24 protein-coding genes are annotated in these 26,272 nt (G+C 36.4%); 11 read left to right on the plus strand and 13 right to left on the minus strand.

Going from position 1 to position 26,272, the window contains the following annotated elements; genetic code table 11:
* Positions 1–19: 19 nt before the first annotated feature.
* Positions 20–1,543, plus strand: coding sequence for a RagB/SusD family nutrient uptake outer membrane protein (locus tag K4L44_02920; GenBank protein QZE14829.1), 1,524 nt, complete (start codon positions 20–22; stop codon positions 1,541–1,543).
* Positions 1,544–1,862: 319 nt separating this feature from the next.
* On the opposite strand, the gene K4L44_02925 is transcribed toward K4L44_02920, so the two are convergent.
* On the minus strand, positions 1,863–3,188 hold the full coding sequence (locus tag K4L44_02925) for a leucine-rich repeat domain-containing protein (protein ID QZE14830.1): 1,326 nt from the start codon (positions 3,186–3,188) through the stop codon (positions 1,863–1,865).
* Positions 3,154–3,477, minus strand: coding sequence for a hypothetical protein (locus K4L44_02930; protein ID QZE14831.1), 324 nt, complete (start codon positions 3,475–3,477; stop codon positions 3,154–3,156). Before K4L44_02930 ends, K4L44_02925 begins: the two co-directional genes overlap by 35 nt.
* A 117-nt stretch (positions 3,478–3,594) precedes the next feature.
* Between K4L44_02930 and K4L44_02935 the strand changes: the two genes are divergently transcribed.
* Positions 3,595–5,022: an IS66 family transposase gene (locus K4L44_02935; protein ID QZE14832.1), complete on the plus strand. Its 1,428-nt coding sequence runs from the start codon at positions 3,595–3,597 to the stop codon at positions 5,020–5,022.
* A gap of 612 nt (positions 5,023–5,634) precedes the next feature.
* Here the strand turns inward: K4L44_02935 and K4L44_02940 are convergent.
* From K4L44_02940 to trxA (K4L44_02965), 6 genes are all read right to left on the minus strand, one after another.
* Positions 5,635–5,823 (minus strand): 4Fe-4S binding protein, encoded by a 189-nt coding sequence (locus K4L44_02940; GenBank protein ID QZE14833.1) that lies wholly within the window; start codon positions 5,821–5,823, stop codon positions 5,635–5,637.
* 85 nt (positions 5,824–5,908) lie between these two features.
* Positions 5,909–6,106 (minus strand): heavy-metal-associated domain-containing protein, encoded by a 198-nt coding sequence (locus K4L44_02945; protein QZE14834.1) that lies wholly within the window; start codon positions 6,104–6,106, stop codon positions 5,909–5,911.
* A complete protein-coding gene (locus K4L44_02950; GenBank protein ID QZE14835.1) occupies positions 6,090–6,290 on the minus strand; it encodes a hypothetical protein in 201 nt (66 codons plus the stop codon). Before K4L44_02950 ends, K4L44_02945 begins: the two co-directional genes overlap by 17 nt.
* Positions 6,291–6,294: 4 nt before the next feature.
* Positions 6,295–6,729: a thioredoxin gene (gene trxA / locus K4L44_02955; protein ID QZE15943.1), complete on the minus strand. Its 435-nt coding sequence runs from the start codon at positions 6,727–6,729 to the stop codon at positions 6,295–6,297.
* A gap of 25 nt (positions 6,730–6,754) precedes the next feature.
* On the minus strand, positions 6,755–6,985 hold the full coding sequence (locus K4L44_02960) for a hypothetical protein (protein QZE14836.1): 231 nt from the start codon (positions 6,983–6,985) through the stop codon (positions 6,755–6,757).
* Between the two features lie 8 nt (positions 6,986–6,993).
* Positions 6,994–7,338 (minus strand): thioredoxin, encoded by a 345-nt coding sequence (gene trxA, locus K4L44_02965; GenBank protein QZE15944.1) that lies wholly within the window; start codon positions 7,336–7,338, stop codon positions 6,994–6,996.
* 329 nt (positions 7,339–7,667) lie between these two features.
* Here trxA (K4L44_02965) and K4L44_02970 point away from each other — a divergent pair, with 329 nt between their 5' ends.
* From K4L44_02970 to K4L44_02990, 5 genes are all read left to right on the plus strand, one after another.
* Entirely contained in the window at positions 7,668–8,705 is a 1,038-nt protein-coding gene (locus K4L44_02970) for an efflux RND transporter periplasmic adaptor subunit (protein QZE14837.1), read from the plus strand.
* Positions 8,705–11,788 carry an efflux RND transporter permease subunit gene (locus tag K4L44_02975; protein QZE14838.1) on the plus strand — a complete coding sequence of 1,028 codons (3,084 nt, stop codon included), beginning with the start codon at positions 8,705–8,707 and terminating at the stop codon, positions 11,786–11,788. Before K4L44_02970 ends, K4L44_02975 begins: the two co-directional genes overlap by 1 nt.
* Positions 11,789–11,797: 9 nt before the next feature.
* Positions 11,798–13,282, plus strand: a complete 1,485-nt coding sequence (locus tag K4L44_02980) for a TolC family protein (GenBank protein ID QZE14839.1) — start codon at positions 11,798–11,800, stop codon at positions 13,280–13,282.
* Between the two features lie 180 nt (positions 13,283–13,462).
* On the plus strand, positions 13,463–14,506 hold the full coding sequence (locus K4L44_02985; protein ID QZE14840.1) for a histidine kinase: 1,044 nt from the start codon (positions 13,463–13,465) through the stop codon (positions 14,504–14,506).
* Complete coding sequence (locus tag K4L44_02990; GenBank protein QZE14841.1) at positions 14,503–15,273, plus strand: LytTR family DNA-binding domain-containing protein; 771 nt, start codon at positions 14,503–14,505, stop codon at positions 15,271–15,273. The genes K4L44_02985 and K4L44_02990 overlap by 4 nt, the downstream gene beginning before the upstream one ends.
* An 18-nt stretch (positions 15,274–15,291) precedes the next feature.
* Here K4L44_02990 and K4L44_02995 read toward each other — a convergent pair whose 3' ends face one another.
* From K4L44_02995 to K4L44_03015, 5 genes are all read right to left on the minus strand, one after another.
* Positions 15,292–16,656: a hypothetical protein gene (locus K4L44_02995; protein ID QZE14842.1), complete on the minus strand. Its 1,365-nt coding sequence runs from the start codon at positions 16,654–16,656 to the stop codon at positions 15,292–15,294.
* Complete coding sequence (locus K4L44_03000) at positions 16,653–18,020, minus strand: sigma-54 dependent transcriptional regulator (protein ID QZE14843.1); 1,368 nt, start codon at positions 18,018–18,020, stop codon at positions 16,653–16,655. Before K4L44_03000 ends, K4L44_02995 begins: the two co-directional genes overlap by 4 nt.
* A gap of 404 nt (positions 18,021–18,424) precedes the next feature.
* Complete coding sequence (locus K4L44_03005) at positions 18,425–19,330, minus strand: transposase (GenBank protein ID QZE14844.1); 906 nt, start codon at positions 19,328–19,330, stop codon at positions 18,425–18,427.
* 140 nt (positions 19,331–19,470) lie between these two features.
* Positions 19,471–19,746, minus strand: a complete 276-nt coding sequence (locus K4L44_03010; GenBank protein QZE14845.1) for a hypothetical protein — start codon at positions 19,744–19,746, stop codon at positions 19,471–19,473.
* 223 nt (positions 19,747–19,969) lie between these two features.
* On the minus strand, positions 19,970–20,245 hold the full coding sequence (locus K4L44_03015) for a hypothetical protein (protein ID QZE14846.1): 276 nt from the start codon (positions 20,243–20,245) through the stop codon (positions 19,970–19,972).
* Between the two features lie 747 nt (positions 20,246–20,992).
* Between K4L44_03015 and ilvD the strand changes: the two genes are divergently transcribed.
* From ilvD to ilvC, 4 genes are read left to right on the plus strand one after another with little or no spacing between them, the layout of a single operon-like run.
* Positions 20,993–22,822 (plus strand): dihydroxy-acid dehydratase, encoded by a 1,830-nt coding sequence (gene ilvD, locus K4L44_03020; GenBank protein ID QZE14847.1) that lies wholly within the window; start codon positions 20,993–20,995, stop codon positions 22,820–22,822.
* 33 nt (positions 22,823–22,855) lie between these two features.
* Positions 22,856–24,589 (plus strand): biosynthetic-type acetolactate synthase large subunit, encoded by a 1,734-nt coding sequence (gene ilvB / locus K4L44_03025; protein QZE14848.1) that lies wholly within the window; start codon positions 22,856–22,858, stop codon positions 24,587–24,589.
* 3 nt (positions 24,590–24,592) lie between these two features.
* Positions 24,593–25,156: an acetolactate synthase small subunit gene (ilvN, locus tag K4L44_03030; GenBank protein QZE15945.1), complete on the plus strand. Its 564-nt coding sequence runs from the start codon at positions 24,593–24,595 to the stop codon at positions 25,154–25,156.
* 34 nt (positions 25,157–25,190) lie between these two features.
* Complete coding sequence (gene ilvC, locus K4L44_03035; protein QZE14849.1) at positions 25,191–26,237, plus strand: ketol-acid reductoisomerase; 1,047 nt, start codon at positions 25,191–25,193, stop codon at positions 26,235–26,237.
* Positions 26,238–26,272: the final 35 nt, after the last annotated feature.

A 26,272-nucleotide genomic window follows, 5' to 3' on the forward strand; every position in this document is an offset into this window, starting at 1 on the left:
TTTTAATTCTTGAAAAGTTATGAAGAAAAATATTATAACACTTGCACTATCTTGTTTTGTGCTTTTAGCAACATTTACAGGGTGTAATTTCCTCGAGGAAGATCTTTCGAGTCAGTTGACTCCGGACAACTACTTTAAAACAGAAGAAGAGTTAGATGCTGCAATCTATCCTATCTATAATTATATCTTTAAGAATAACGGTCGTTTCGGTGGTCTAAGTACCTATGGTTTTACTGTAAATACTGGCGACCAAGCATTAACTGCTCCTAGAGGGTTGAATAAGCAGAGAATGCTTGAGTTTGATGACTTTAATGTGTCGACACAGAATCCCGATGTAGAGAAGCTTTGGTATGGACTTTACAGAGGTGTTAGTGCAGCGAACAATGTGATCGAAAATATTGCTAAGATTGAGACTATTCCTATGGATGATGATGTGAGAAATCAACGTATCTCTGAAGTATACTTTCTTCGAGCTTTTGCCTACTATAACCTTGCAATTTATTGGAAAGAAGTTCCAATTATAACAAAGAATTTAAATGGAGATAGCTCTTTAGGAGTGAAGAAGTCTTCGATGGAAGAAGTGTTCAATTTTATTCTAGAAGATCTAGATAAAGCGGAGGATCTGCCAGGTGTTCAAAGTAGAGACAAAGCGCGTCCTACTATTGATGCTGTTCGTATTTTAAAGTCATATGTCTACTTGAATATGGCGGGTTATCCAATAAACAAAGGTACGGAGTATTATCAGAAAGCTGCCGATGAGGCTGCATTAGTTGTGAATGGTGTCGATCATGGTCTAGAAGAACATTATGCAGACTTATGGAGATATGATAATCGTTTCTCTAAAGAACATATTTTTGCTTTTTATGCTGATTTTGCTTCTGGTCGTAATTACGGTTCTTATGGAAATAAATCTTTTAGAGGTACTGAAGAAGGTGGTTGGAAAGACTTTGTGGTGACTAATGAATTCTATAGAAATTACCCTCATGATAATCGTATAAAATCATGTATCTATGATACAATCAAGTATACGAAAAAAGGTGCATTGCTTCCTGAAGAGAGCTGGAGTGCTGCAATCGAGGGAAAAGAGAAGCATACATGGATTGGTAAATATAGAGATATTGGAGGAGCAAATTGGAATGAAGCAACATCGAATGCAATCTATCCAATATTTAGATATGCTGATGCTTTGTTGGTTTTTGCAGAGGCTAGTAACTTAGCGAACGGTGGACCGACAGCAGAGGCATATGATGCACTTCGCCGTATTCAGAATCGTGCATATTTAGGCACCGATGAAGAGGCAAGAATCCTTGCGGATGGCGCAGATCAGAATACTTTCGATCAAACGGTACTTCATGAAAGAGCGTGGGAATTTGCTTTTGAAAATAAAACATGGAACGATAATGTTCGTCGTGAGCGTGTAAAAGAGACGATGATGGGGCACTCCGATGAAGCGGAAGGATTTGACGCAAATTCTATCCAAGAGAGCAGTTACTTTGCTCCGATTCCTGAGAGAGAGGCTAATTTGAATCCAAATTTAAAATAGCAATGACAGAGCCTTCTCTTTTTCTCTTTTATTGGATATCTGAGAAAGTATTTATTTGAGTCATTGAATCATTCTTGTTTATATTTAAGTTTATAGATTAATTAAAGAGGCTGTCTCATGAAAATGAAAACAGCCTCTTTTTTGTCATATATTTCCAATATATGTTCTTTAAATATCATGATTGAAAGGATCATGAGAGTGATCTCAAGATCGGAACAGAACAATTGAGGGTTGGTATTTAATTATGCTACGATATTGTATAAAAGAAAAAGGCCATCTCTTCGGTGAGACAGCCTTTCGTATTAAGAATTAAATGATATTATTGACATTTGTAGGTTTTGATCGATCCATTTAAGTTGGTGCATCGAATGATGACAAAAGAGTTACTATTCCAAGGAATCTCAATGTCTTGGATCATTCCACTTTTTTCAAATATCTTGGATCCCAAAATATTGAATATTTCCACTTTCTTGATAGGACTCTGACTTTTTATCTTTAATATGCCATTGTCAACGAAACATTGTGCGGATTTATTAAACGAATTTTCCTCTACAGCAGTGAGTTTTTTAAAGCTAAACTCTTTCCAATAGTTTGCTTTTTGATATTTTTCGATCACCTCCTTTGGTACAATCAATTCAATGTTTGGGGCATTCTCCATCATGAAGGTGTGTTCTTCAATACTTGGTGGATAGGTGTTGTTGGAAACAATGGATTCAATTTGATTACATTGATCGAATAGGTGATCTGGCATCCGATAGCAAATTTTCCCTATCACCACGTTTTTGATTTCGTGAGGTAACGTATAGTCTAAGTTGAAATCATTATTAAAATTAGAATTATTTTCAAATAGATGAGGGTACATTCCTTCGATCCTAGATTTGACTTCCTTCTTGTCTATTATCTTAAAGATCTTTACTTCATCTGGTATCGTGAAAACTTTGGAGTGCACCCCAATAAATGCACCATACCCTATCTTGTAGATATTCGAAGGAAGGGTAATGTCTTGTTCTACATCGGTGTTTAAGAATGCACAACCACCAATTTTCTCGAGCGAATTAGGGAGTATAATTGCATCCATATTATGGCAATTTGCAAAAGCTCCCGCTTCAATAGATTCGATTTTGCAATCAGGATCAAGTTGAAGACCTGTGGAATTCTCACAAAATGCGAAAGCCATGGATTCAATCTTTGTAATTTCTTTGTGGAGTTTGATCGACTTGATGCTTTTACAGTTATAGAATATTCCATGTTCAATAACCTTTACCCCGATTGGAATGGTGAGGTCACAAGCCATTTTCTCACAATCCTTAAATGCATTGTATTGGATATTCTTTAGCTTTGATTTAGGCGATATATTTAGAGACGTGATGTTTTTACACCCTTCAAATGCCAATTGACCTATGTTTTCGGTGTTGTCTGGAATGAATAACGCTCCATGGATATTCTCATGATGAGCAAATGCACCTCTTTCGATTTTTTGTAAGTATTTTGGTAAAACCAATTGTGATATCTCATATGGATAATTTTCTAATATATTGTAACCAATAGCGAGAACCTTTTTGTTCCTGACGATATCGGGAATAAGTAAAAGTCCACTTGTTTTTTTATCACTATTCCAAAAAAAAGTCAACTCTAACTCCTTCAATCATGGTACCATTATCATCATATGAATATGATGTGGTTGTCCAGTCATATGATTTAGTGATGAACGGAATAAATTTATAGGTGACATGCTTAAAATTCTTCCATCCGGTTAATTTAATGGACTTGGCAACGTTAGAAATTGTTAGAGAAGCATTCTTGTATACCTCTTGATCAAAGCATATTTCGGTAATAATCGTTGGCTTCTTTCCAAGGCATTCAACCTCCTTAATCTGTGGTGAATGAGCAAATAAGTTGTAACTACTCAGGTTCTTTTTGAGTCTAATAATCACACAAAAGTTCCAAACACGTTGTTTTAGTGATGATTGTTAATAATAATAGGCCGTATTGTTGATTACTTTCTGTTATAATATTTTCTAATTTGTCAAGATCAATGAATCTTTGTAATCATGAGAACAATAGATCGTTTAGAACGAGAGAATCAAGCTTTAAAGAAGCAGGTTGAGTCCTTAAAGGAAGAGCTAGACAGAGTGATGTCACGAGTTCAAGCTTTGTCACAAGAGAATACTATGCTTCATGAAAAAGTAAAGGATCTAGAAGATAAACTATCGCGTAATCATAAAAACAGTAGTAATAGTAGTTTTCCACCTTCAAGAGATTTACATACAGTAAAGAAAAATCAATCACTTCGAAATAAATCCACTAGGAAACCCGGAGGTCAACCCAACCATAAAGGATCGACATTACTACAGAGTGATTTTCCAACAAGCATAGAGTCATATTATCCTCCATCGACATGTCAGTGTGGTAATACATTAAATCAAGAAGACGCTAGCTTGTTATGCAAACGTCAGGTTTTTGACATACCACCTGTTCTTGAACAAATCTGTACTGAGCATCGTCTTTATGAAAATAGATGCAGTTGTGGTCAACTACACAAAGGTTCTATGCCCTCGAATATAAAAGCACCTGTCCAATACGGTTCTCATTTACGATCACTAATTGTAAGCTTGTATGTTGAACATTATATCCCTTTAAACCGTATTGGTTCACTAGTGGAAGAGATAACATCATTTAAAATTGGAGATGGGACTATTACTAATATTTTAAATAAAGCCCAAGAGGTGATGACTCCTTTATATGAATCACTTCGTGAATCGATATCCAAATCCAGTGTAGTTGGCTCAGACGAAACAGGTTGCAAGATCAATGGAGGCAAAGGATGGATGTGGGTATGGCAAAATCATGAGGTAACATTCATTACAGCCAATAAGTCTAGAGGGTATAAAGTTGTAGTAGAAAATTTTAAAAAAGGATTTATTAATGCGACCTTAGTCAGTGACTGTTATGCTTCGCAATTAAAAACTCCAGCCAAACATTATCAACTATGTTTAGCACATTTACAACGAGAATTAATCTACATTAAACAACAAACGAATAACAGTTGGGCAGAGGATATTTTGAATATATTCTATAAAGCCATGAAATTAAAGAGAGAATCAGCCAAGAACCAATATCCTTTAAAAGAAAAATCAATATTTAAAGAACAGCTTTTATTACTGTTGAAAAATGACGAGTATGACGATCAGCTAGATGAGATCAAGACATTACGGAGTCGATTAATTAAAAAGATTGATAGTGTGTTTACTTTCTTAGAGTATTACGAAGTTCCTTTTGACAACAATGCATCCGAAAGGTCAATACGTAATATTAAAATAAAACAAAAAGTATCTGCAGGTTATCGAACAGAAGAAGGAGCCCAAAGGTATGCCATGTTACGCTCTATTGTTGATACACTTAAAAAACAAGGAAAGAGTGTCGTGAGAATGATTGCTCATTGGTTATCTCAAAACCATCTTAAGGTCAGTTGGCAATAAAATAATTTACACATTATATATTTTCTGAACCTCCATTCTTTAGCGAATGGAGGCTAAACTATAAATGAAGCTTAGTAGTTACAAATAATTTCTAAAAGAATATGTTAAATTGTGCTTGTTTTGTCTTAGAATTATTCGTTTATGATGCACTAGTTCTAAAATATATGCAACTAGAGTGTAAAAATGTAGAGATCAATTGGGCTATCCCCAAATATATAAGTCTATCTTGTAGTTCGGACTCAATTTTTAGTGGTTGTTTGGGGGCGTGTTATGATGTGGATGATATTTAGTTTCCATCAACTTTCTAATGGTACCTCTGTTTGATCTGGATAGAAAAAAGAGACTATCCAAAGAGATGTCTGTGCTGTTTTTGTTACCCGAAGAAGATATGGAGTTGAAGATCAACTCGCATATCATTTTTCTTCGGTAAACAAACATTGCAAAGTCAAACACATTTCTTTGGTAGTCTCTTCAACGATTTGAGCAGTTGTTTGAGAGTGGTTGTTGATGGAGTGAATAGTCTCTCAATCTATTCATCCCTTTTTGAGTTATATTTTATTTGTATCCCCTCTCTTTAGAGGTCAAAGTGTCAGCACGAAACCCATTAATGGATTAATTTTTCTCTTTGTGGACTGCTTGCATTCCGCAATAGCGTACACACTTTCCACATTCTACACATTTTTCTTTGTCTATCACAGGCAAACCATATCCGTTCTGTGTAATCGCATCGTATTTACAGATTGACAACATGGGGCATTTGTGGTTTTGTGGACATCTATGAGGATCTATGGATAGTGCCATGGTTATCTTTTTTTGAATTAATAGAGGCAAAGGAAGCGCAAACAAAGCCCTTCCATTGCATTCCAAACAGTATATACCAAATTAATTATACCAAATATTTTAAATCTTTCAGAATCTGTTTTACTCTCTTTAGATCTGTATCTCCTGTGTGATCGATATCTAAGCTTTGGGTCGCGATATTTGCAAATACCCCATAAACTCCATTGACTTTCAAGAGTTCGGTATTTATGTCTGAGACGCAGGCTCCACAGCTGACGTTCTTTACTTTAAACGAAGTTCTCATCTTTTTTTATTGTATTGCCTACAAGTCCTCCCATCAAAGCTCCGTAGAGTGTGCTATGAATAGGATTGCTAGTGATTGGACAAGTGCCGCTTTTACATCCAATAAATCTCCAGTAAAGATACCCTCCGAGCATTCCTATTAGTATCCCTATCAGGGTTGTGAGATATTTCTTGAAGAATGACATAGGCTTATTTTGTTACTTTTAAGACTTTCTCTATTGCTTCTTCAAATGCCTCTTTGGGCATGGCTCCTTTTGCAAGTTGAGGTTTTTCATTTAAAGGAATAAAGAGTAGTGATGGAAGACTTTGTATTCCAAAAGCCGCTGAAATTTCACGCTCTTTTTGTGTGTCTACTTTATAAATAACTATTTTGTCGCCATACTCTTTTGCCAACGCTTCCAAAACGGGCGCAGTCATTCTGCAAGGTCCACACCAATCCGCATAGAAGTCAATTATGGCAGGTTTGTCTCCTTTGTATTTCCACTCTTGTGGATTCTTTTCAAAATCGTACACTTTATCCAAAAACTCTTGCTTGGTTAACTTTACGGTAGAATGAGTTTGGGCTGTTTTATGGCCTTCTGAGTCCTTCTCCTGTGCCTTTGGTTGACAAGAGAAAGAGATCATCAAGATCATCAGAAGTGTTATATTTTTAGTCCAATTCATGGGTATCCACTTTATGGTTGTTATCTTTCTTTTTATCGGGAGGCATACTACAGCTTCCTCCTTGACATCCGCAGGATGCATTGGTGATTACCTGCCATAGGAGAAGGGCTGCAAAAAGAAGCCATCCCCACTCTTTGCTCTCTACTACATAGTGAATGGTATAGATCGCAAATACCAATCGCAGGATTCTCATCAAGTTCCAGTTCTTCCAATCCATACTCATCGTTATGCATTGATTAGTTCGTTTTCAATGGCTTGTTCTAGCGCTTGTTTGGCCATAGCACCTGCTTGCATTTTAGGCATCCCCTCTTTAGGAATAAAAAGTAGTGATGGAATGCTTTGGATACCAAATACAGAAGATAACTCTTGTTCTTGTTCTGTATTTACTTTGTATATATCAATTTTCCCATCATATTTTTCCGAAAGTTCTTCTAATATGGGTGCAATCATCTTACATGGAGCACACCAGTCAGCATAGAAATCAATTAGGGCAGGACGATCTCCTTCAAATTTCCACTCTTGGTTGTTTTCATAGTTAAAGATGGTTTGTTTGAAAAGTTCTGTTGTCATTTTTTTTGTTGCCATAACTTATTCTCCTTTTGATTTTTAGAGTACCTGAAGCATTTATATGTTTTAATAATATTCATTTTAAGTGTTTCTGCATTCAGTACTTGTTTGTTTACATATGCAAAGTAAGTGCATTCTTTTATTCTGGTCAGTGACAAATGTTACAGAGGAGTTAAAGTACATCAGTTGGTTGCTTCTTAGATGTTTGATTTTTTTTACCTCGTGATTTTTACGTTATAAACTACAAAAATAACGTTTCCCTATTTTTGTTCTTTCGCCTTCCATTAATCTTTCTCAGCTTAGTGTTAAAATATAATTCAATAGTTGAGGATATGGAAGGGATCATTCGATATATAATGATAGGTATTGTATTAATAGCTGTTATTGCTTGTTCATCAGACATCGTAAAGAAAGAGGACACTTTACGTCGTGTAAAATACAAGATAGTAGAGGCCGAAGCCTCTGTAAAAGTGGAGAACTGTTATGGCGTGATAAAGGAGCAAGAGCAAATGAAGCTCTCTTTTCGAAAACCAGGTCCTGTTTTACGTCTTTTTAAAAAGGAGGGTGAGTACGTGAAGAAAGGGGAGGTCCTTGCTTCGATGGATGACCGAGATTATAAACTAAAGTTTCAAGCGACGAAGTATAAATACGGTCAATTGTCTAGTGAGGTTGGAAGACTAAAGGCATTATATCGGTCCCATAACTTGGCTGACAATGATTATGAGAAAGCCATTTCTGGTTTACAACAACTGAAAGTAATGCTTGAAAATGATAAGAATGCATTAAAAGACATGACTCTTAGAGCTCCTTTCGATGGGGTTGTCCAAAAGGTGATTGTTCATGAAGGAGAGTTGGTGAGTGCAGGAATGACTGTATATTCTTTGGTAAGGTCGAATGCTTTACGAGTTCGCGTCTCTGTACCCTACTCAATCGTATTAAAATCAGCACAATTGAAGTCGGCAATTGCTACAAGTAGTTATTATAAAGGTCATTCGTTTCCTCTTTCGTTTATCGGATCCACAATCAAACCAGAGTCAAACAATCTTTATGCCATGTGGTTCTCTATTAAATCTACAAATAAAGTCCCATTGGTAAGTGGGATGAATCTTCAGATTGCTTTAAAGTTCGATGTGCCAGCAGATACGTATATACGTATTCCTCTTTGTTCATGTATTCATGAAAATAGCCATTCCTATGTTTTCTGTTATCGAGATGGGAAAGTTCTGAAAAGAACTATTGAACTCCTTGATCTTTATCGAGATGGATATGCATCTGTTTATGGATTGTCGGGAGGAGATACATTAATAACTGCCGGAGTGCATAGTCTAGAAGATCAAATGAATGTGTTACTGATACAGGAGGATAAATAATGAATTTTATTCAAGCTGTCTTCAAGCAAAAGAGAGTAATCTATTTCTTGCTTTTTTCTCTCTGCTTAGCAGGAATCATCTCTTTCCATTTACTGAGTAAATTGGAGGACCCTGAACTGAAAATTAAATCGGCTTTGGTTGTTGTGCCATATCCTGGTGCATCTGCCGAATGTGTCGAAGAGAGTGTGACCAAGATATTAGAGAATCATCTTCGTACCATTCCAAATATCAAAGATATTGAATCACGATCTTTGGCTAATTATTCTGAAATACATCTGTCGCTGGAGACAACTGTTCCTGAGGATGAGGTGGATCAGTATTGGGATTTTCTTCGAAAGAAAGTGGCGGATGTGGAACGATTTCTTCCTCCCGGAGCTTATATGCCTCAAGTATATGATGATTTTGGAGATGTGTATGGTCTGTTTTATGCGATGTCTTCTGATGGAATTGATTATGATCAAATGAGAGAATATGCTCATACCGTTAGAGATCGTTTGTTGGCTGTAAATGGGGTAAAACGAGTACTACTTAATGGGGTGCAAAATAGTGAGATCGATATTAAGATAGATGCAGATAAACTCTCGCATTTGGGAATTATGCCATCTACTATTGTATCCACAATAGAGGATCAGTTAAAGGATCTATATGCAGGTGCTTATTTGACACAAAATAAGAACATTCGTGTTTCCGTACCACGTAGTCTTGTACAGATGCAACAGTTAAAGAATGTGATTATACGCGGGGGAAAGGATGTTCAATATCGACTAAGTGAGATTGCGACAATAGAACGAAAAATAGAAGAACCCTTTAGTTCTAGAATGTATTATAATCATGAACCTGCTATTGGTATATCTATTTCGATGAACCCAGGAGAGAATGTGGTGGCTATCGGAGAGTGTGTCGAAAAAGAGATGACGATTATTCAGAAACAGATGCCTCTTGGTATATCTTTTCATAAGGTCTATTTTCAATCAGATCTGGTGAAAGAATCTTTAAACTCTTTTGTATTGAACCTGGTCATTTCTGTCATGATTGTGGTCGGAATTCTTTTGATTGTTCTAGGTTGGCGTAGTAGTGTGGTTATTGGGGCTAGTTTGATCTTATCCATAGTGGGTTCATTGCCTTTTTTGTTGTTGTGGGGAGGAACTATACAAAGAGTCTCTTTAGGTGCTTTTATTGTGGCAATGGGAATGCTCGTGGACAATGCGATTGTGGTAATTGATGGTATTTATGAAGACCTTAAAGTGGGGAAATCATGGAGAACCGCTTTTCAAGTTTCACCCCAGAAAAGAGCAATGCCTCTGTTGGGTGCTACCTTGATCACCATTTTATCTTTTTTACCTGTCTATCTGTCTCCTGATGCCACAGGAGTGTACACTAGAGATCTTTTTCTTGTTCTTGCTACCTCTCTATTTTTAAGTTGGTTCCTTTCAATGACCCAAGTGCCTCTTTTTGCATCGATGGTTCTGACTAAAGGTATTGTTTGTTCAAGAAAGAAGAAAGATCGATTGAAGGAGACTTTTCAAAGAATCATCAGTTGGGCTTTAATGCATCCTAAAAGAGTAATCTTTACATCGGTACTGCTTTTGGTTGGGTCACTGTGGGCTACTAAATTTATGAAGTCAGAATTTTTCCCTAATATGAATTATCGTCAGAATTATTTGACTTATAAGTTGCCTAATGGAGTTCATCCAAAGGTGTTGGAAAAAGATCTTCAGGAGATCACTTCCTGGCTTCTTACTCAACAAGGAGTAGAGGAGGTTACCTCTAATATTGGGGGTGCTGCTACTAGATATACTTTGGTTCGAATAATTCCAGATATGAACGACTCTTATGGTGAGATTATCATCTCGTATAGCTCTTGGGAAGATGTGGAATCCTTGCGATCTAAGATACTAGATCATGTTCATACCTACTATCCTGATGCTTTTTCTGAACTAAAAAGTTATGCTTTGATTAGTGTCGAGGCCCTGGTTGAATGTAATTTTTATGGGCCTGAGATAGATACTTTGAAGATGTTGTCCAAGCATGCCGAGTCGATATTTCAGTCTAGCTCTTATGTGGATAGGTATTCTGTTCATAATAACTGGGAGCCTGTTACTCCATACCTTCATGTAAACTATCGACAACTAGACGGAGCAAGTATGGTGGTGAGTAGGCAAGATGCATCTTTGGCTCTTTTAATGTCAACATCAGGTGTTCCAATTCATCGATATTTTGAGAAAGAGACAGAGATCCCTCTTAAGCTAAAAATGACAGACAATGGAGGGGAAGATATTGATGTATTAAGGCATATTCCTGTTTGGGGAAAAGGAGCTATACACCTTCCAATTCAGGAGGTGCTTCAAGGTGATATTTCATTAGAAGAGGTAGAAGAAAAACTGTTGGCTCCTTCTCCTTTGAGTGCCGTAGCTGACCTTTCTATAGCTTGGGAGGAGCCTCTAATCCGGAGAGAAAATGGGGTGCGAACCATTAAAGTAATGTGCAATCCCAAAGAGACACATACTGCTACTGAAGTGATGACTGATGTGAGAAAAGAGATTGAAAATATCTCTCTTCCGAAAGGATATCATTTAAAGTGGGGTGGCGAAGCGGGAGATCAAGCCAATGCGACAAAATATATTGTGCTGTTTATTCCTCTTGCCTTATTTGGTATTGTGTTGATTTTGCTCCTTCTGTATAAAAGTTATCGTAAGATGTGGATTACACTTTTTTGTGTCCTTTTGGCATGGATAGGAGTTATTCCCGCAATGATTGTTACAGGAAAAGCTTTTGGCTTTCTTGCCATGGTGGGTGTTGTTGGATTGGCTGGAATGATGATCAAAAACGCAGTGGTATTGATAGAGGATATAGATGTTCGAATGCAGTCTTATGAAAACAAGAATGCAGCACTATTAGACGCTGCTTTGTCTCGTGTGCGTCCTGTAATGATGGGTGCAATGACCACCATATTGGGAATGATCCCTTTGGTACGAGATGTGTTTTTTGGAAGTCTTGCTGTAACGATTATGGGTGGACTTTTCATCGGAACCCTTATTACGTTGATCGTAATTCCTGTTTTGTTTTCCATCAGTTTTAAATAGTGTGTATAGATGAAGATAAAAGAAAAATATGTACTTGGACTGATCCTCTTTATGGGTACGGTTCATACAAAGGCACAACTGACTATTAGTAGAGATATATGTAGAGATAGGGTGCTACATCATAGTGAAGAGATCTCTATGGCAAATAGAGAATTAAAGAGTGCAAAATATTATCAAAAAGAGATGCGTACCCTGTTTCTTCCCAAAGCTTCTATAAGAGGTAGAGTGACTCATGCTTTTTCTGATGTAAGCAAGTTGGAGTGGGATAACACCTACCTTCCTACTGCGAAGTTGGATCCTACTTCGCAGACGATGGTTCCAAACGTCATGTTGGATATGCATGGAAAACCGGTTATTGGAGCCGATGGAAATCCTATCTTTGATCAGTATGCGTTTCTACCTTCTGGTGGAATATCTTATGATATGAATGAGAGTTTTGGTGTGGATATGGTTGCCAATATGCCTCTTTATGGAGGTGGGAAGATCCGTTTGGCAAATGAAATGGCTGATTTGGGTGTGGATATTTATCAGTTAAAAAGAAAAGAGACTCAAGAGCAGCTCTTGTTGGCTTCGGATGAATGTTATTGGTCTTATGTTGCTGCTCACGAGCAAGTGGAAGTTTCTGCGATGTATTTGTCTCTTTTAGATTCTCTTACTGCAAAAGTGGAGAATGCAGTCTCTGTTGGATTGAAGCACCGTAATGAGCTTCTGAAAGTGGAGGTAAAAAGAAATAGTGCTCAGATAAAATTGCAAGAGGCAAAAAATCAAAGAGATCTTTTGCGAATGTCACTGTGCAGGTTGATGGGACTTCCTCTCTCTATCTCTCTCATGATAGATGACTCTACAAAAGTCGTAGTATCCCCAATGGTGCTGGATCAGAAGGTGGATGTGTCATCTAGATCTGACTATAAAATTCTGTCGAAGAGAGACCAAATGAAAAAGTTGAATGAGAAATTAGTGGTGGCTGATTACCTTCCTGCTATCGGTATTAAAGCAGGAGCACGCTACCTCAAAGCATTACATGTAGACAATATGGGAACGACCCCGTTTGTTCAAGAAGGGTGGATTCAGAATAATATAACTCCAACAGTTGCCGTAGAATTTTCTATCCCAATTCCTTATAGTGGTGAAAGACGAAATAAACGAATGAAGGCCCGTATGGCCTCCGAAATTGCACAACTTGAAACACAAAAAAAGAGTCGGTTGATGGAGTTAGAAGCGATGCAAGCAAAACAAAAGATACAGCAGGCTTACGATCGATATTTGCTCTATAAGAAGAGCCTTGTTCAAGCAAAACTAAATATGGATATGAGTAAAGAAGCCTATATGCAAGGACTTGAACTAATAACAGACTATTTAGAGGCTCAATTGTCTTGGCAGCAACAGTATTCATTGTTTGTATACTCTAAATCTCAATATAAGATTGAACAGGTGAAATATCAAAAAGCAATGGGAGTTTTATCTTCAGTGTGGGATTCTTTACAGCAAGAGTAGTCTCCTTCAATACTTTTTTCGTTCAGATACACTTCATTTGTGACTCAATATGTGAATGATGGGCTGTTTGAACAGAATTGTGGTAGAGAGATATCGTGTTGTGCCTCTCTTCTACATTAGAATAAATAAAATAATGTTTATCTTAGAAGTAAATAGATTTAAAGAATAATAACGTAGGAAATGGACCCATTCATACAAAGTTCCCGAGGAAGGGTTATTAGTGGTTTAATACGCAATGGTTTGGTTGCGATGTTTTGTCTGTTTATTTTCTCTTTTCTTGGGTTTATATCCCAAAACCAGTCGGATTATTCCGTGTTACAAAGTAGTTTGAAAGACTACCTTATTATTACGGGGTCATTGATTCTCATCAGTGAGTTTACTCTTTTTTTTGATGATAGAGTTCAAGGTATCTTTTCTCGAAATGAGAAATCTGTATGGGTATTAGTAGGGAAAATATTACTGGGACAATTAGGCTACTTCGTTGTGTTTTGTATATTGATCATCTACTATAAAGAGTATTTAATCTCTAACAGGATGAATACCTTTTTTGTGGTATTTGGAGCTCTGTATATTTTGATGTTTGACCTATTTGTGCTTACTAGAAGTTATAGTAGAAGGTTGGTGCGTGAACGAGAAAAAAATATGCAACTTAAAGAGGATAAGATGGGGGCAGAGCTGAATGCATTACAGAATCAGGTGAATCCTCATTTCTTGTTTAATAGTTTGAATGTACTTATTTCTGAGATCTATTTAGATCAAGAAAGAGCCGTAACCTATACACAACACCTTTCGGATATCTATCGTTATATTTTAAAAAGCACAGACCACTATACTGTACCTCTTAAAGAGGAGTTAGAGTTTCTAGAATCGTATGTTTATCTGCAAGAAATTAAATATGAAGATGCATTTCAGATTCAATTTGATGTAGATGTTCATGTGATGCAGTGTGAGATTCCTGTTTTGGCTTTACAGTTGTTAGTTGAGAATGCTATAAAGCATAATGCTATCCTAAAAGAGAAGCCATTAAAAATAGATATCCTATATAATGGGAAACAGTTGATTGTAAGAAACTCATTGAATTATAAGAAAGTAGTTGATAAGGAAGGGATTGGTTTAAGAAACTTGGATCGTCGTTATAAGTTGTTGATTGGCAAACATATTGAAGTATGTCAAAGCGAAGAAGACTTCTGTGTCATACTACCATTAATAGACAGACAGAAATGATGAGAATAGCGATTGTAGAAGATGAAATACCTGCGCAAAGACTTCTATCGAAATATTTAATTGAGTTGGTTCCTGATGCTGAAATTGTTGCAGTATTGGGTAGTGTTAAAGAGTCGATAAATTGGTTTCATGAAAATCGTGATCCAGATATTTTGTTTCTTGATGTACAATTGGGGGATGGTATGGGGTTTGAAATTCTTGAGAAAGTGCGTACTGAATCTCTAATCGTCTACACTACAGCTTATGATCAATATGCTGTGAAGGCATTTGAATCTAATGCGGTCGATTATCTTCTAAAGCCACTTAAGTTGAAAGACCTGAAGAGATGTTTGGGGCAGTTGGAACAGAAAACAAAATTGTTGAGACGTTTGTTTGATGTCAATCCTATTGATAATGTGTTTAAAGAGACAAATTCGCAGAATACTTCAAAGAGAAAACATTTCTTATTAGAACAAAAAGGTGCTTGGTATACTCTTTCTGTGGAGAAAATAGCTTACTTCTATATTGATGATAATGCGACATATGCTTGCGAATTTAATGGCAAGAGACATGTGATTTTAGAGAGCCTAGGACAGATTATGTTAGGTTTAGATAAATCAGACTACTATAGAGTAAATCGACAATTTGTTGTTCATATACGTGCCATTGAGAAGGTGGAAAACTGGTTTCGTGGAAAATTGGTTGTTGTTACTTCTCCGAAACATCATTCGAGAATTACTGTCGGAAGAGATAAGTCGGTATCATTTAGACAATGGCTTAACCAATAGCATACAGGTAGATGTTGATTATTCAATGTTCTCATTGGAATAACATTGAATAGAAAATTCTGTAAGACAACTCCTCTGAATTAGTGTAAGATTACCTCCCATCTTGATCATCATCTGCTTGCTTAAGCTTAATCCAATGCCAGAACCTTCTGCTTTGGTAGTATAGAATGGCGTAAAGATATTTTCACGAATCTCTTCTGGTATCGCTTTACCATTATTTATAATCGAAAGAGTTGTTAGATTTCCTCTTTGTATCGATTCGAAGATAATTTTAGGGAAAGGTTCTTGCCCCTCCTCAAATGCTTCTATTGCATTTTTAACAATGTTAAGTGCGATGTGTTCAAGCATTTTAGGGTCTGCATAAATATGGAATTCCTCTGAAATATTGCAAACAAATTGAATGGCATTGGATTTATCTAGGGTTCTATATAGGAAGAGTTGCTTTTCAATGAATGGTTTTAGCAAAACACTTTTGTGTTGAGGGGTTGGAAGCTGGGTGAACTTTCTGTAATTGTTTACAAATAGCATAAGACGTTCTGCTTGCTCTCCAATAATGGTTAGCGCTTTGACTGTATTGTGAATATCTTGTTGTTTTAGGTCTTGTACTTGTTTGATTTTTCTTAAATCACTAAAGTAACCCAAAGCTATTTGAGAAAGTGAAGTCATTGGAGTCATGGCATTCATTATCTCATGGGAAAGAGTCCGGGATAGTTTGATCCATGCTTCTGACTCGTTCTGATTTAATTCCCAAGTTACATCATTGACAGATACAAGACATATCTTTTGATTGTTTATTTGTAAAGTAGTAGTATTAAAGAGTATTTTATTACTACCACTTTCAAAGATACAGCTAGTCGTTTTGTTATTCTTTAGAATATTCATCAGATGATCAGGTAAATCTGGATGAATTTTAGTAAGTGATTGTAGATGGTGTCTTTGTGATAAATGCAATATGTTTTGAGCTTTAGGATTGCAATCTATTACTCTGAAAGTTTCGTCATATGAGAATAGCCCCGTAGATGATTTATCAATAAGTGCACCGAAGTAAAGCTCTTTACTGTGTAACTGCTTCTTTGTGTCATGAGTATTTTGAATGATTTTTTCAATGTGTATGGATATTTTTCGTAAAGTATGACTCTGTTTATTCTTGTTAAGTTGGATTGAGGTGTCATTATTACAAACACCTAAAAGGGTTATCTCTATTTTATTAAAAATTTTATAGATACTTTTTATCAGAAGAGTAGAGAATAGTATTAGAACGAATGTCCCTATTCCTGTGTATATCCATGCCTTGTGAGCAACAGATAGGGTGATCACTGCAGTCGAAGAGATAATCCCAAGGAGATGTAGGGAAATGGAGACTAGAAGATTGCGAGTGATCATAGGTTATGTTTTTTTAATTTATTATAGAGGGTTTGTCTTGTAACTCCTAGTTTTGTTGCAACTTTAGACATATTACCATCTTCTGCCTCTAACTGTTGTGAGATTATTTTTTTCTCCAATTGGTCAAGGTCTAAATCTAATAGTTTTAGATCATCTTGTGTATTTGCATGATAGGTCTGAAGATCCACATGATCAATCTGTGGTTTATCTGCGAGAATAGCAGCCTTTTCCATACAATGTTTTAACTCTCTAATATTACCAGGCCATCCATAGTCAAGTATCTGTTTCTGTACTTTTGTGCTTAAATGTAGATGACTTTTGTTGTATTTTAAACCAAAGATATTTAGAAAATTATTGGCTAATAATATAATATCATGACCTCTATCTCTCAAAGGAGGTAGCTCTATTTGGATGGTATTAATACGATAAAAAAGGTCTTCCCTAAACTGTTGATTTGCAATCTGGGTGGGGATATTGATATTTGTCGCACAAATAAGTCGTATGTCTAAAGGTTTGGGATCATTACTACCTAGTTTGGTGATTGTCTTGGTTTGAATAACTGAAAGAAGTTTTGCTTGAAGATCCATTGATAGGTTTCCTATCTCATCCAAAAATAGTGTCCCTTCATGTGCTGCCTCCATCTTTCCCATTCTATCTTTAGTTGCACCAGTAAATGACCCTCTTGTGTGTCCAAATAGTTCACTTTCGAATAGCGTAGAAGAGATCGCTCCCATATCTACTGTGACAATCAATGAGTTTCTTCGTTGTGATAGTGTGTGGATATATTTTGCAAAGACCTCCTTACCTGTGCCATTTTCACCTGTTATCAATATGTTGGCATCGGTGCCTGCGATTTTTTGTGCAATCTTTATTACCTCTTTCATTGCTGTGGAGCGTCCAATTATCTCCTCTTCTTGTTGATTACAGGCAGCCTTTAATCTTTCACTTTCCTTCTTAAGAGACTGATTCTTTCTTTGACTTTGACTTAGCTTGAGTGCTGCATGTGTTGTGGAGATGACTTTTTCATTATTCCAAGGTTTAAGAATAAAGTCAAATGCACCATTTTTTATCGTTCTTACTGCTAGATCTATATCTCCATATGCAGTTATCATAATAACACTGATATGAGGAAATTTCTCAATTATCTGATTTAGCCAAAATACCCCTTCATTGCCTGTATTAATTCCAGCAGAGAAGTTCATGTCAAGAAGGATCACTTCTATATCATATTGGGTAATATAGGAGAGAATATGATTGGGTTTTTTTAGAGTAATTATCTGTTTAAAGTGTCCTGTTAACAACATTTCTAATGTTGTTAAGATACTTGAATTGTCGTCGATAATTAAGATATTTCCTTCCTTCATCGTTATTATAATTGGTCAAAGTAAATGTACTAAAGTATTTATACGAGATATATAAAGTGTCTAATTTTTTTACACTCTTAATTGTCACTTTAACATAGATAAAAGAAGTTCGATGGACAGAGTTATGTCTTTGATGGTGCCGTTTTCGTTTATGGAAAGAATAAGTTAATAATCTGTTTAATAATGTGTTCATAAGTAATTATAAACTGATATTAGTGGAAAAATTCAATCCATCTATAGGTGTTTTTTTTAAAATATTTAGAAGGATATACTCCCATATAGCTCTTCCAAACATATACCATTCATGATGAAAATTTTAAATTCTCAGTATAAGTTTGACCGAATGCAATGTTCACTCAGAGAGAGATCAAACATTCAATATATAAATGATATATCTATGCGAATCAAGGGTTCAAAACATAATTAAGAAACGTTGCAGTTAGTTTACCGAATGCATGTACCATTAATCCTTTTGTAGACCTTACCTTACTAGCTCTTTGTATATCTGTTTTTTCGATTAGCCAAGAGAACATTGCTTCAATAGGTTGTCTAATTTTAGATACAGCTCTATTATACAAATCATCTGCTGCTTTTATTCTTTGTTTGATTATCAAGGGCATCCCTTTTATTGCCTTAATAGGTGTCAACATTTCTGAATTATACTGATTCTTCACTTGTTGGTTAAATTCATTATGCATGTAAATTTTATCTCCAAAGAAGGTTCTGTTCCGCATTTCTGACCATCTCTCCTTGTAAACGACAATATCGTTCACAGATGCAGGAGTAAAAAGGACTTGCTCTGGAAATGGTAAAGCATCTTGTCGTCTTATCCCCAGCATATGAAGCTTCATGCCATAATAGTAAACTCCTTTCGTAGAGCAATAGCCTTTATTGGTTACTTCATTGGCCACCTTGCCTTTTCGTTTGCCAGAACACGTTATAATTGGCATCGAATCAAGTAAACATTGATCGATAATACAATCATTAGGCTGAGTGTCTTCAAGTAATAATTCAGACAATCTTGTAAAAGCTCCAGCTAAACGATTAAGGCGATTACAAAATGCTTGATAAGATCCTAAATTTGGAAACCAGTCAGACAAGTAATCACATGCAAATTTATGAATCTGATTTATCTTGGTGTATTCTTGATATTGAACACCAAAAAGATATATTGTCATCACCTCTTGATCAGTAAAGCAAGGGGAGTTATTGTTACTAAATCGTTCACAATAATATCTTAACTCATCGAAATAATAACAAATTAGATCGTATATTTTTATTAAATTGAAGTCCTTATCCTTGATTATCATATTTTAAAGTCGCTTTGAAAACAACTATAAGATACTGATTTTCAAGGATAAAAACAATATAAATGTCTAATATATAGGTAATTAAACCACTTGGTTAGATATGAAATCCAACTCTTGATTCGCATTATCTCTTTAATAATTCAATTTACTCTCGATATTCCGATTAGATGTGCAATACCATCTGTAGGTTTAAAAATCTCTATAAAGACAGCATATTCATACTCTCCAGGTAGCATAGGTGTTGCATTACAAAAGAATTTAAACTTAAACCCTTTTTCTCTCTTGATTGCAAAACAAATTGGCTTGTAACCAACTCCCATAAGTCGTTGCGTTACCTCATTAAACATTGCTTTTATATCATCTGGTATGTTTGTGTCATACTCAGAATATAGCCCATCTTCTCTTGCATTCTTCATAGGTTTCTAGTTTTAATATATTGAAATTATCGTAGAAGATTATATCCTAGATATTTTAAAAACAGTTATGTCTATTGAATTGTTTTAATGTGATTTTTTGGGAATTGTTTTATTGTAGGGAAAAATAGAAGAACAATACGACTATCTATTTATATTGCTCTAATATAGTCTTGTGAGAATAAAAAAGAGAGAATTAATCTCTTAACTCTCTCTAATTGTCCTTTTAATGAACTTTGATGATTTTTGTAATATGTGGTTCCCCTTTAAGTGGTCGATATATTTCTATCAGAACCGCATATTCTATCGCATGTGGATAGACTGGTTTTGCATTGCAGAAGAAACTGTAATTTGTTCCAGCAACAACTTGAGTAGCATAACTTATAGGATCATATCCAACCCCTACAATATCTTTTGTTGTCTGATAGAAGAATTCCAATATCTCTTTGGGAATTTCCTTGTGATAAGATGTAAACGCTCCGCAATTAATATCATTCATCATGATCGAGAAATTTAAAATGTGATTAAATATGTTGCTCTAGTTCGTCAGGTTATTCCTGATGAATTAGAATGATAATCTAACAGATTACACTCTTAGATTGTTTGATATGATTAAATGGTTCTTTTATTTGAGTAGGTTCTTTAAAAAGATAATAATTTAAGAGTTCGTAAGTGAAAGGAAATGTAGCTTATAATTTAATATTATTTTCATGGTTCTGTTTTTAAATTAAAATGAATAGAGCGTTTTAATTAATATTTAAATTGCAAAAAAAATATATCACTTATAAAGTGTTGAAAATTAAAACTTTATGTTTTTGAGTGGTGTCATGATCTAAGGTGAAATTTGAGACACTATGAGTGTTGTGTAATATGTTGATAATCAGGGTTGTTATTTTGGATCATATTTCAGATTTAGGAGTGTTTTATAAGTGTAAGTTAAAACAGGTCTTTAGTTTTAATTTAATATTAAGTTGTTCAAAAAAACTATGATTTCGTTTTGATGTAAAAAAATAATCCCTACATTTGAAACGTGATTGAACAATAAATAAAGAATTTAGTAAACAAACTTACTGGTAAAAGAAAGAAAAAAGATATGTTATCGAAGGTTACAAATATTATTCTCATCGTCATTATTATTCTCATTGATTCCATGTGAGGGAGGTTTTGTATATCTGTACGTATCGAAAAAAAAGAGCCTTTCTCACAATCATGAGAAAGGCTTTTTTTTGGACTTGTAAAATCATTAGCCATGCATAAAAAACTTAGAAGTAGTACCACAACCGAAGGAAGACGAATGGCCGGGGCTAGAAGTCTTTGGAGAGCCAATGGAATGAAAGAGGAACATTTTGGTAAGCCGATTATAGCCATTGTAAATTCGTTTACCCAAATGGTTCCAGGTCATGTTCATCTTCATCATATTGGTCAAGAGGTCAAGAAAATCGTTGAGTCTCAAGGATGCTTTGCAGCCGAATTTAACACCATTGCCATTGATGACGGTATCGCAATGGGACATGATGGAATGTTGTATTCTCTGCCTTCTAGAGAGGTTATTGCTGATAGTGTGGAGTATATGTGTAATGCCCATAAAGTGGATGCAATGATTTGTATTTCAAATTGTGATAAGATTACTCCTGGTATGTTGATGGCATCCATGCGTCTAAATATTCCAACGATCTTTGTTTCTGGTGGACCTATGGAAGCAGGGGAGATGGATGGAGAGCATTATGATTTGGTAGATGCGATGGTTAAGGGTGCTGATAATAACTACGATGACCAAAAATTAGCCGAGTTAGAACAGAGTGCTTGTCCAACTTGTGGTTCTTGTTCTGGGATGTTTACTGCGAATTCAATGAATTGTTTGACTGAGGCTTTGGGACTTTCTTTGCCTGGAAATGGAACGGTGGTTGCGACCCATGCAAATCGTAAAAAGCTTTTTGAACAAGCTGCTCATCGTATCGTAGAGATGGCATATGATTACTATGAACATGGCAATGAGAATGTATTGCCAAGAGCTATTGCTAATAGAGATGCCTTTATGAATGCAATGACTTTGGATATAGCTATGGGAGGATCTACTAATACGGTACTTCACTTATTGGCTATTGCACATGAAGCAGAAGTTCAATTTGATATGCATGATATGGATAGGCTTTCTCGAAAAGTTCCCTGTTTATGTAAAGTGTCTCCAAACTCTAGCTATCACATCCAAGATGTAAATAGAGCCGGAGGGGTCCTTGGGATTCTTGCTGAATTAGATAGAGGCTCTTTATTGAACACCTCGGTATATCGAACGGATGGCGAAACATTAAAATCAGTACTAGAGAAATATGATATATGTAGCGATAATGTGCAAAAAGATGCATTGAGTCTTTATCATTCTGCTCCAGGTTATATTGGACGCAACTTAGTGATGGGATCTCAAGAAAAAGCTTACGAAGTTTTAGATCTTGACAGAGAGGGGGGTTGTATCCGTTCTGTGGAGCATGCTTATTACCAAGATGGAGGACTTGCTGTATTGTTTGGAAATATTGCGAAAGATGGTTGTATTGTTAAAACTGCCGGAGTAGATGCTTCTGCTTTTGAATTTAATGGAACAGCAAAAGTTTTTGAGTCTCAGGAAGATGCATGTAATGGTATTTTAAGTGATACAGTACAGGCTGGAGATGTTGTAATCATTCGATATGAAGGACCTAAAGGAGGACCAGGTATGCAAGAGATGTTGTATCCTACTTCCTACCTTAAGTCGATGCAATTAGGCAAAGTTTGTGCACTATTAACAGATGGTCGTTTTTCAGGAGGTACATCTGGATTGTCTATAGGACATGCCTCTCCAGAAGCAGCAGCTGGTGGTTTGATCGCATTGGTAGAAGATGGTGATCCTGTTCGTATTGACATTCCTAATCGATCTATTGAACTAGATGTTCCACAAGATATTTTAGATCAAAGACGACAAAAAGAGGAGGCACGAGGAGATCAAGCTTATACACCTTCCCATAGAGATCGAAAAGTGTCAACTGCGCTTAAAGCATATTCAAAATTAGTTTCATCAGCAGATAAAGGTGCTGTGAGATTAGTATAATATAGAATCATTCATCATTTAAATCATACTTATATGACTACCCAAAACCACAGTTCACTTACGAGTAATGAAGAGAATGTATCTGGAGCCAAAGCATTGATCCTTTCGCTATTAGAGGAGGGGGTTGATACAATATTTGGATATCCAGGTGGTGCTATTATGCCAGTGTATGATGCGCTATATGATTATCTTGATCAGGTGAATCATATCTTGTCTCGTCATGAGCAAGGAGCGATTCATGCTGCACAAGGATATGCACGAGTTTCTGGTAAAGTGGGGGTTTGTTTTGCAACTTCTGGACCAGGTGCTACAAATTTAATGACTGGTATTGCTGACGCAATGATTGATTCAACTCCTTTGGTCTGTTTTACGGGTCAGGTGACTAGTCCATTGTTAGGAACAGATGCTTTTCAAGAGTCTGATATCGTGGGAATGTCGATGCCAGTCACAAAATGGAATTATCAGGTTACCTCGGCTGATGAGATTGCAGAGGTTGTTGCCAAGGCATTTTTTATTGCAAGCACTGGTAGACCAGGACCTGTTCTTATTGATATTTCTAAAGATGCTCAATTTAGCAAAGTAGCATTTTCTTATAATAAATGTCGTCGTATTCGTAGTTATCTACCAGAACAACCTATTGAAAAGAGAGCTTTGGTTGATGCTGCAAAATTAATAGACGATGCAAAGAAGCCTTTGATGCTTGTTGGTCAGGGAGTGGTTCTCTCTGGCGCTGAAAAGACATTATTGCAATTTGCAGAGAAAACAGATATTCCAATGGCATCCACTCTATTGGGACTTTCAGCAGTACCATCAGATCATCCTCTATTAAAAGGAATGTTAGGAATGCATGGAAATTATGGTCCCAATGTGATGACCAATGAATGTGATCTGTTGATTGCTGTAGGGATGCGTTTTGATGATAGAGTGACAGGGGATATAAATACCTATGCAAAACAAGCCAAGGTGATACACATCGAGATAGATCCATCTGAGATAAATAAAAATATACCTGTCGAAGTGGCTATCTGTAGTGATGCAAAAAAAGCATTGAAGATGTTATGTCGACTAGTCAAAGAGAATAAGCATACCGATTGGCTTAAAGAGTTTACACCTTTTGAAGAGAAAGAATTTGATGCAGTGATAAAGAATGATTTGAATCCTGTACAGAACGGTATCTCGATGGCTGAAGTGGTGAACAAAGTAGCAGATGCTACCAACCACCAAGCGATTATGGCGACAGATGTTGGACAGCAACAGATGATGGCAGCACGATATTTTAAGTTCAAAGATAGTCGTTGTTGTGTGACCTCAGGAGGTCTTGGGACAATGGGTTTTGGTCTTCCTGCGGCAGTTGGTGCAGCTGTAGGAAATCCCAATAAGACGGTTATCGCTTTCTTAGGTGATGGTGGGTTTCAGATGACAATTCAAGAGATGGCTACTATTAAACAAGAGAATCTTAATGTGAAAGTAGTGGTATTGAATAATGAATTTCTGGGTATGGTAAGGCAGTGGCAAGAGCTATTTTTTGATCGTCGATACTCTTTTACTGAAATGAATAATCCTGACTTTATAAAAATAGCACAAGGTTATGGGTTCGAAGCCAAACTTGTCGATAAAAGAGAGGATTTGGATGGTGCCATAAGCGAAATGCTTGCCACTGAAGGCCCTTACTTTTTAGAAGTTCGTGTTGAGAAAGAAGAGAATGTATTCCCAATGGTTCCTTCTGGAGCTACAGTGTCTGATGTAAGATTGGGACCAAACTCATAATCTATATATAGTATGCAAAAACAAGAATTTACCATCTCTGCTTATACAGAGAATACTATTGGGTTGTTGAATCGAATCACTATCATGTTTACTCGTCGTAGAATCAATATCGAGAGCTTGACGGTTTCGGAATCTGCTATCGCTGGCATTAGTAAGTTTACGATTGTCGTAAATGACTTGGAGGATCGAATCACAAAACTGTGCGTCCAAATAGAGAGGCATGTGGAGGTCCTTAAATGTTTTTATCATCGTAATGATGAAATCGTTCATCAGGAAGTCGCTCTATACAAGGTCTCGTCGGAAGCACTGCTTGCAGGCGACCAGATTGAGAAGATTGTAAGAGCATATCATGCTCGTATATTAGAGATTACCCCTACTTACACTGTGATTGAAAAGACAGGACATAAGGCGGAGACACAAGAGCTTTTCGATAAGCTTAACCCTTATGGTGTCATTCAATTTATTCGCTCAGGTAGGGTTGCAATTACAAGATCAAATATTGAGAAACTGTCTGAATTTCTAAAAGAGAGAGATCGCGTTCAGACTGTATTAGATAAACAGAAATAGAAAAAATAGTTCTAACATACTTAAAACAAGAAAAATGGCAAAGTTAAATTTCGGAGGAACAGAAGAGAAAGTAGTAATGCGAGAAGAATTTCCATTGGAAAAAGCTCGTGAAACAATGAAAGAGGAAACCATCGCTGTAATCGGTTATGGGGTGCAGGGACCAGGTCAATCTTTGAACCTTCGAGACAATGGGTTTAATGTAATTGTTGGACAACGTAAAGAGTCTAAAACCTGGGATAAGGCTGTAGCTGATGGTTGGGTGCCAGGGGAGAACCTTTTTGATATTGAAGAGGCTTGTGAAAAAGCAACTGTGATTCAATATCTTCTTTCTGATGCTGGTCAGATTGCAGTGTGGCCTACTGTAAAAAAACATCTTACTAAAGGAAAAGCACTTTACTTCTCTCATGGTTTTGGTGTGACATTTAATGATCGTACTGGGATCGTTCCTCCAAAGGATGTGGATGTTATCTTAGTTGCTCCTAAAGGTTCTGGTACAAGTTTACGTACTATGTTTTTAGAAGGTAGAGGCTTAAACTCTAGCTATGCAATCTTCCAAGATGCAACAGGTCGTGCTTATGATAGAGTGATCTCTTTAGGTATTGGTGTTGGTTCTGGATATCTTTTTGAAACAGACTTTAGACGCGAAGTATACTCTGACCTTACAGGAGAGCGTGGTACTTTGATGGGATGTATTCAAGGTATTTTTGCTGCTCAATACGAAGTGTTGAGAGAGCAAGGTCATACTCCATCAGAGGCCTTTAACGAGACTGTTGAAGAGTTGACACAGAGTTTGATGCCTCTTGTTGCTCAGAATGGTATGGATTGGATGTATGCCAATACTTCGACTACAGCACAGCGTGGTGCTTTAGATTGGTGGAAGCCTTTCCGTGATGCTACAAAACCAGTTTTCCAAAAACTGTATGATGAGGTTGCGGCAGGAAACGAAGCACAACGTTCTATCGATTCAAATAGCCAACCTGATTACCGTGTGAAATTGGAAGCAGAGTTGAAAGAGCTAAGAGAATCTGAGATGTGGCAAGCTGGTAAAACAGTTCGTCAGTTACGTCCTGAAAACAACTAATAACAATATTTCTAATACTCCTTCTCCTTCTCTCT

Source organism: Prolixibacteraceae bacterium, assembly GCA_019720755.1.
Lineage (GTDB): Bacteria > Bacteroidota > Bacteroidia > Bacteroidales > Prolixibacteraceae > Halosquirtibacter > Halosquirtibacter laminarini.

What these genes read in the sequence shown, in the direction of transcription:
- K4L44_03010 (QZE14845.1), bottom strand. Translation starts at nt 19,746, where the DNA reads ATGAAGAATGCAAGAGAAGATGGGCTATATTCTGAGTATGACACAAAC.
- K4L44_02945 (QZE14834.1), bottom strand. Translation starts at nt 6,106, where the DNA reads ATGAGAACTTCGTTTAAAGTAAAGAACGTCAGCTGTGGAGCCTGCGTC.
- K4L44_03015 (QZE14846.1), bottom strand. Translation starts at nt 20,245, where the DNA reads ATGATGAATGATATTAATTGCGGAGCGTTTACATCTTATCACAAGGAA.
- trxA (QZE15944.1), bottom strand. Translation starts at nt 7,338, where the DNA reads ATGACAACAGAACTTTTCAAACAAACCATCTTTAACTATGAAAACAAC.
- K4L44_02960 (QZE14836.1), bottom strand. Translation starts at nt 6,985, where the DNA reads ATGGATTGGAAGAACTGGAACTTGATGAGAATCCTGCGATTGGTATTT.
- K4L44_02970 (QZE14837.1), top strand. Translation starts at nt 7,668, where the DNA reads ATGGAAGGGATCATTCGATATATAATGATAGGTATTGTATTAATAGCT.
- K4L44_02980 (QZE14839.1), top strand. Translation starts at nt 11,798, where the DNA reads ATGAAGATAAAAGAAAAATATGTACTTGGACTGATCCTCTTTATGGGT.
- ilvD (QZE14847.1), top strand. Translation starts at nt 20,993, where the DNA reads ATGCATAAAAAACTTAGAAGTAGTACCACAACCGAAGGAAGACGAATG.
- K4L44_02975 (QZE14838.1), top strand. Translation starts at nt 8,705, where the DNA reads ATGAATTTTATTCAAGCTGTCTTCAAGCAAAAGAGAGTAATCTATTTC.
- K4L44_02985 (QZE14840.1), top strand. Translation starts at nt 13,463, where the DNA reads ATGGACCCATTCATACAAAGTTCCCGAGGAAGGGTTATTAGTGGTTTA.
- K4L44_02935 (QZE14832.1), top strand. Translation starts at nt 3,595, where the DNA reads ATGAGAACAATAGATCGTTTAGAACGAGAGAATCAAGCTTTAAAGAAG.
- K4L44_02950 (QZE14835.1), bottom strand. Translation starts at nt 6,290, where the DNA reads ATGTCATTCTTCAAGAAATATCTCACAACCCTGATAGGGATACTAATA.
- K4L44_03005 (QZE14844.1), bottom strand. Translation starts at nt 19,330, where the DNA reads ATGATAATCAAGGATAAGGACTTCAATTTAATAAAAATATACGATCTA.
- trxA (QZE15943.1), bottom strand. Translation starts at nt 6,729, where the DNA reads ATGATCTCTTTCTCTTGTCAACCAAAGGCACAGGAGAAGGACTCAGAA.
- K4L44_02940 (QZE14833.1), bottom strand. Translation starts at nt 5,823, where the DNA reads ATGGCACTATCCATAGATCCTCATAGATGTCCACAAAACCACAAATGC.
- K4L44_02990 (QZE14841.1), top strand. Translation starts at nt 14,503, where the DNA reads ATGATGAGAATAGCGATTGTAGAAGATGAAATACCTGCGCAAAGACTT.
- ilvC (QZE14849.1), top strand. Translation starts at nt 25,191, where the DNA reads ATGGCAAAGTTAAATTTCGGAGGAACAGAAGAGAAAGTAGTAATGCGA.
- K4L44_02995 (QZE14842.1), bottom strand. Translation starts at nt 16,656, where the DNA reads ATGATCACTCGCAATCTTCTAGTCTCCATTTCCCTACATCTCCTTGGG.
- K4L44_03000 (QZE14843.1), bottom strand. Translation starts at nt 18,020, where the DNA reads ATGAAGGAAGGAAATATCTTAATTATCGACGACAATTCAAGTATCTTA.
- ilvB (QZE14848.1), top strand. Translation starts at nt 22,856, where the DNA reads ATGACTACCCAAAACCACAGTTCACTTACGAGTAATGAAGAGAATGTA.
- K4L44_02920 (QZE14829.1), top strand. Translation starts at nt 20, where the DNA reads ATGAAGAAAAATATTATAACACTTGCACTATCTTGTTTTGTGCTTTTA.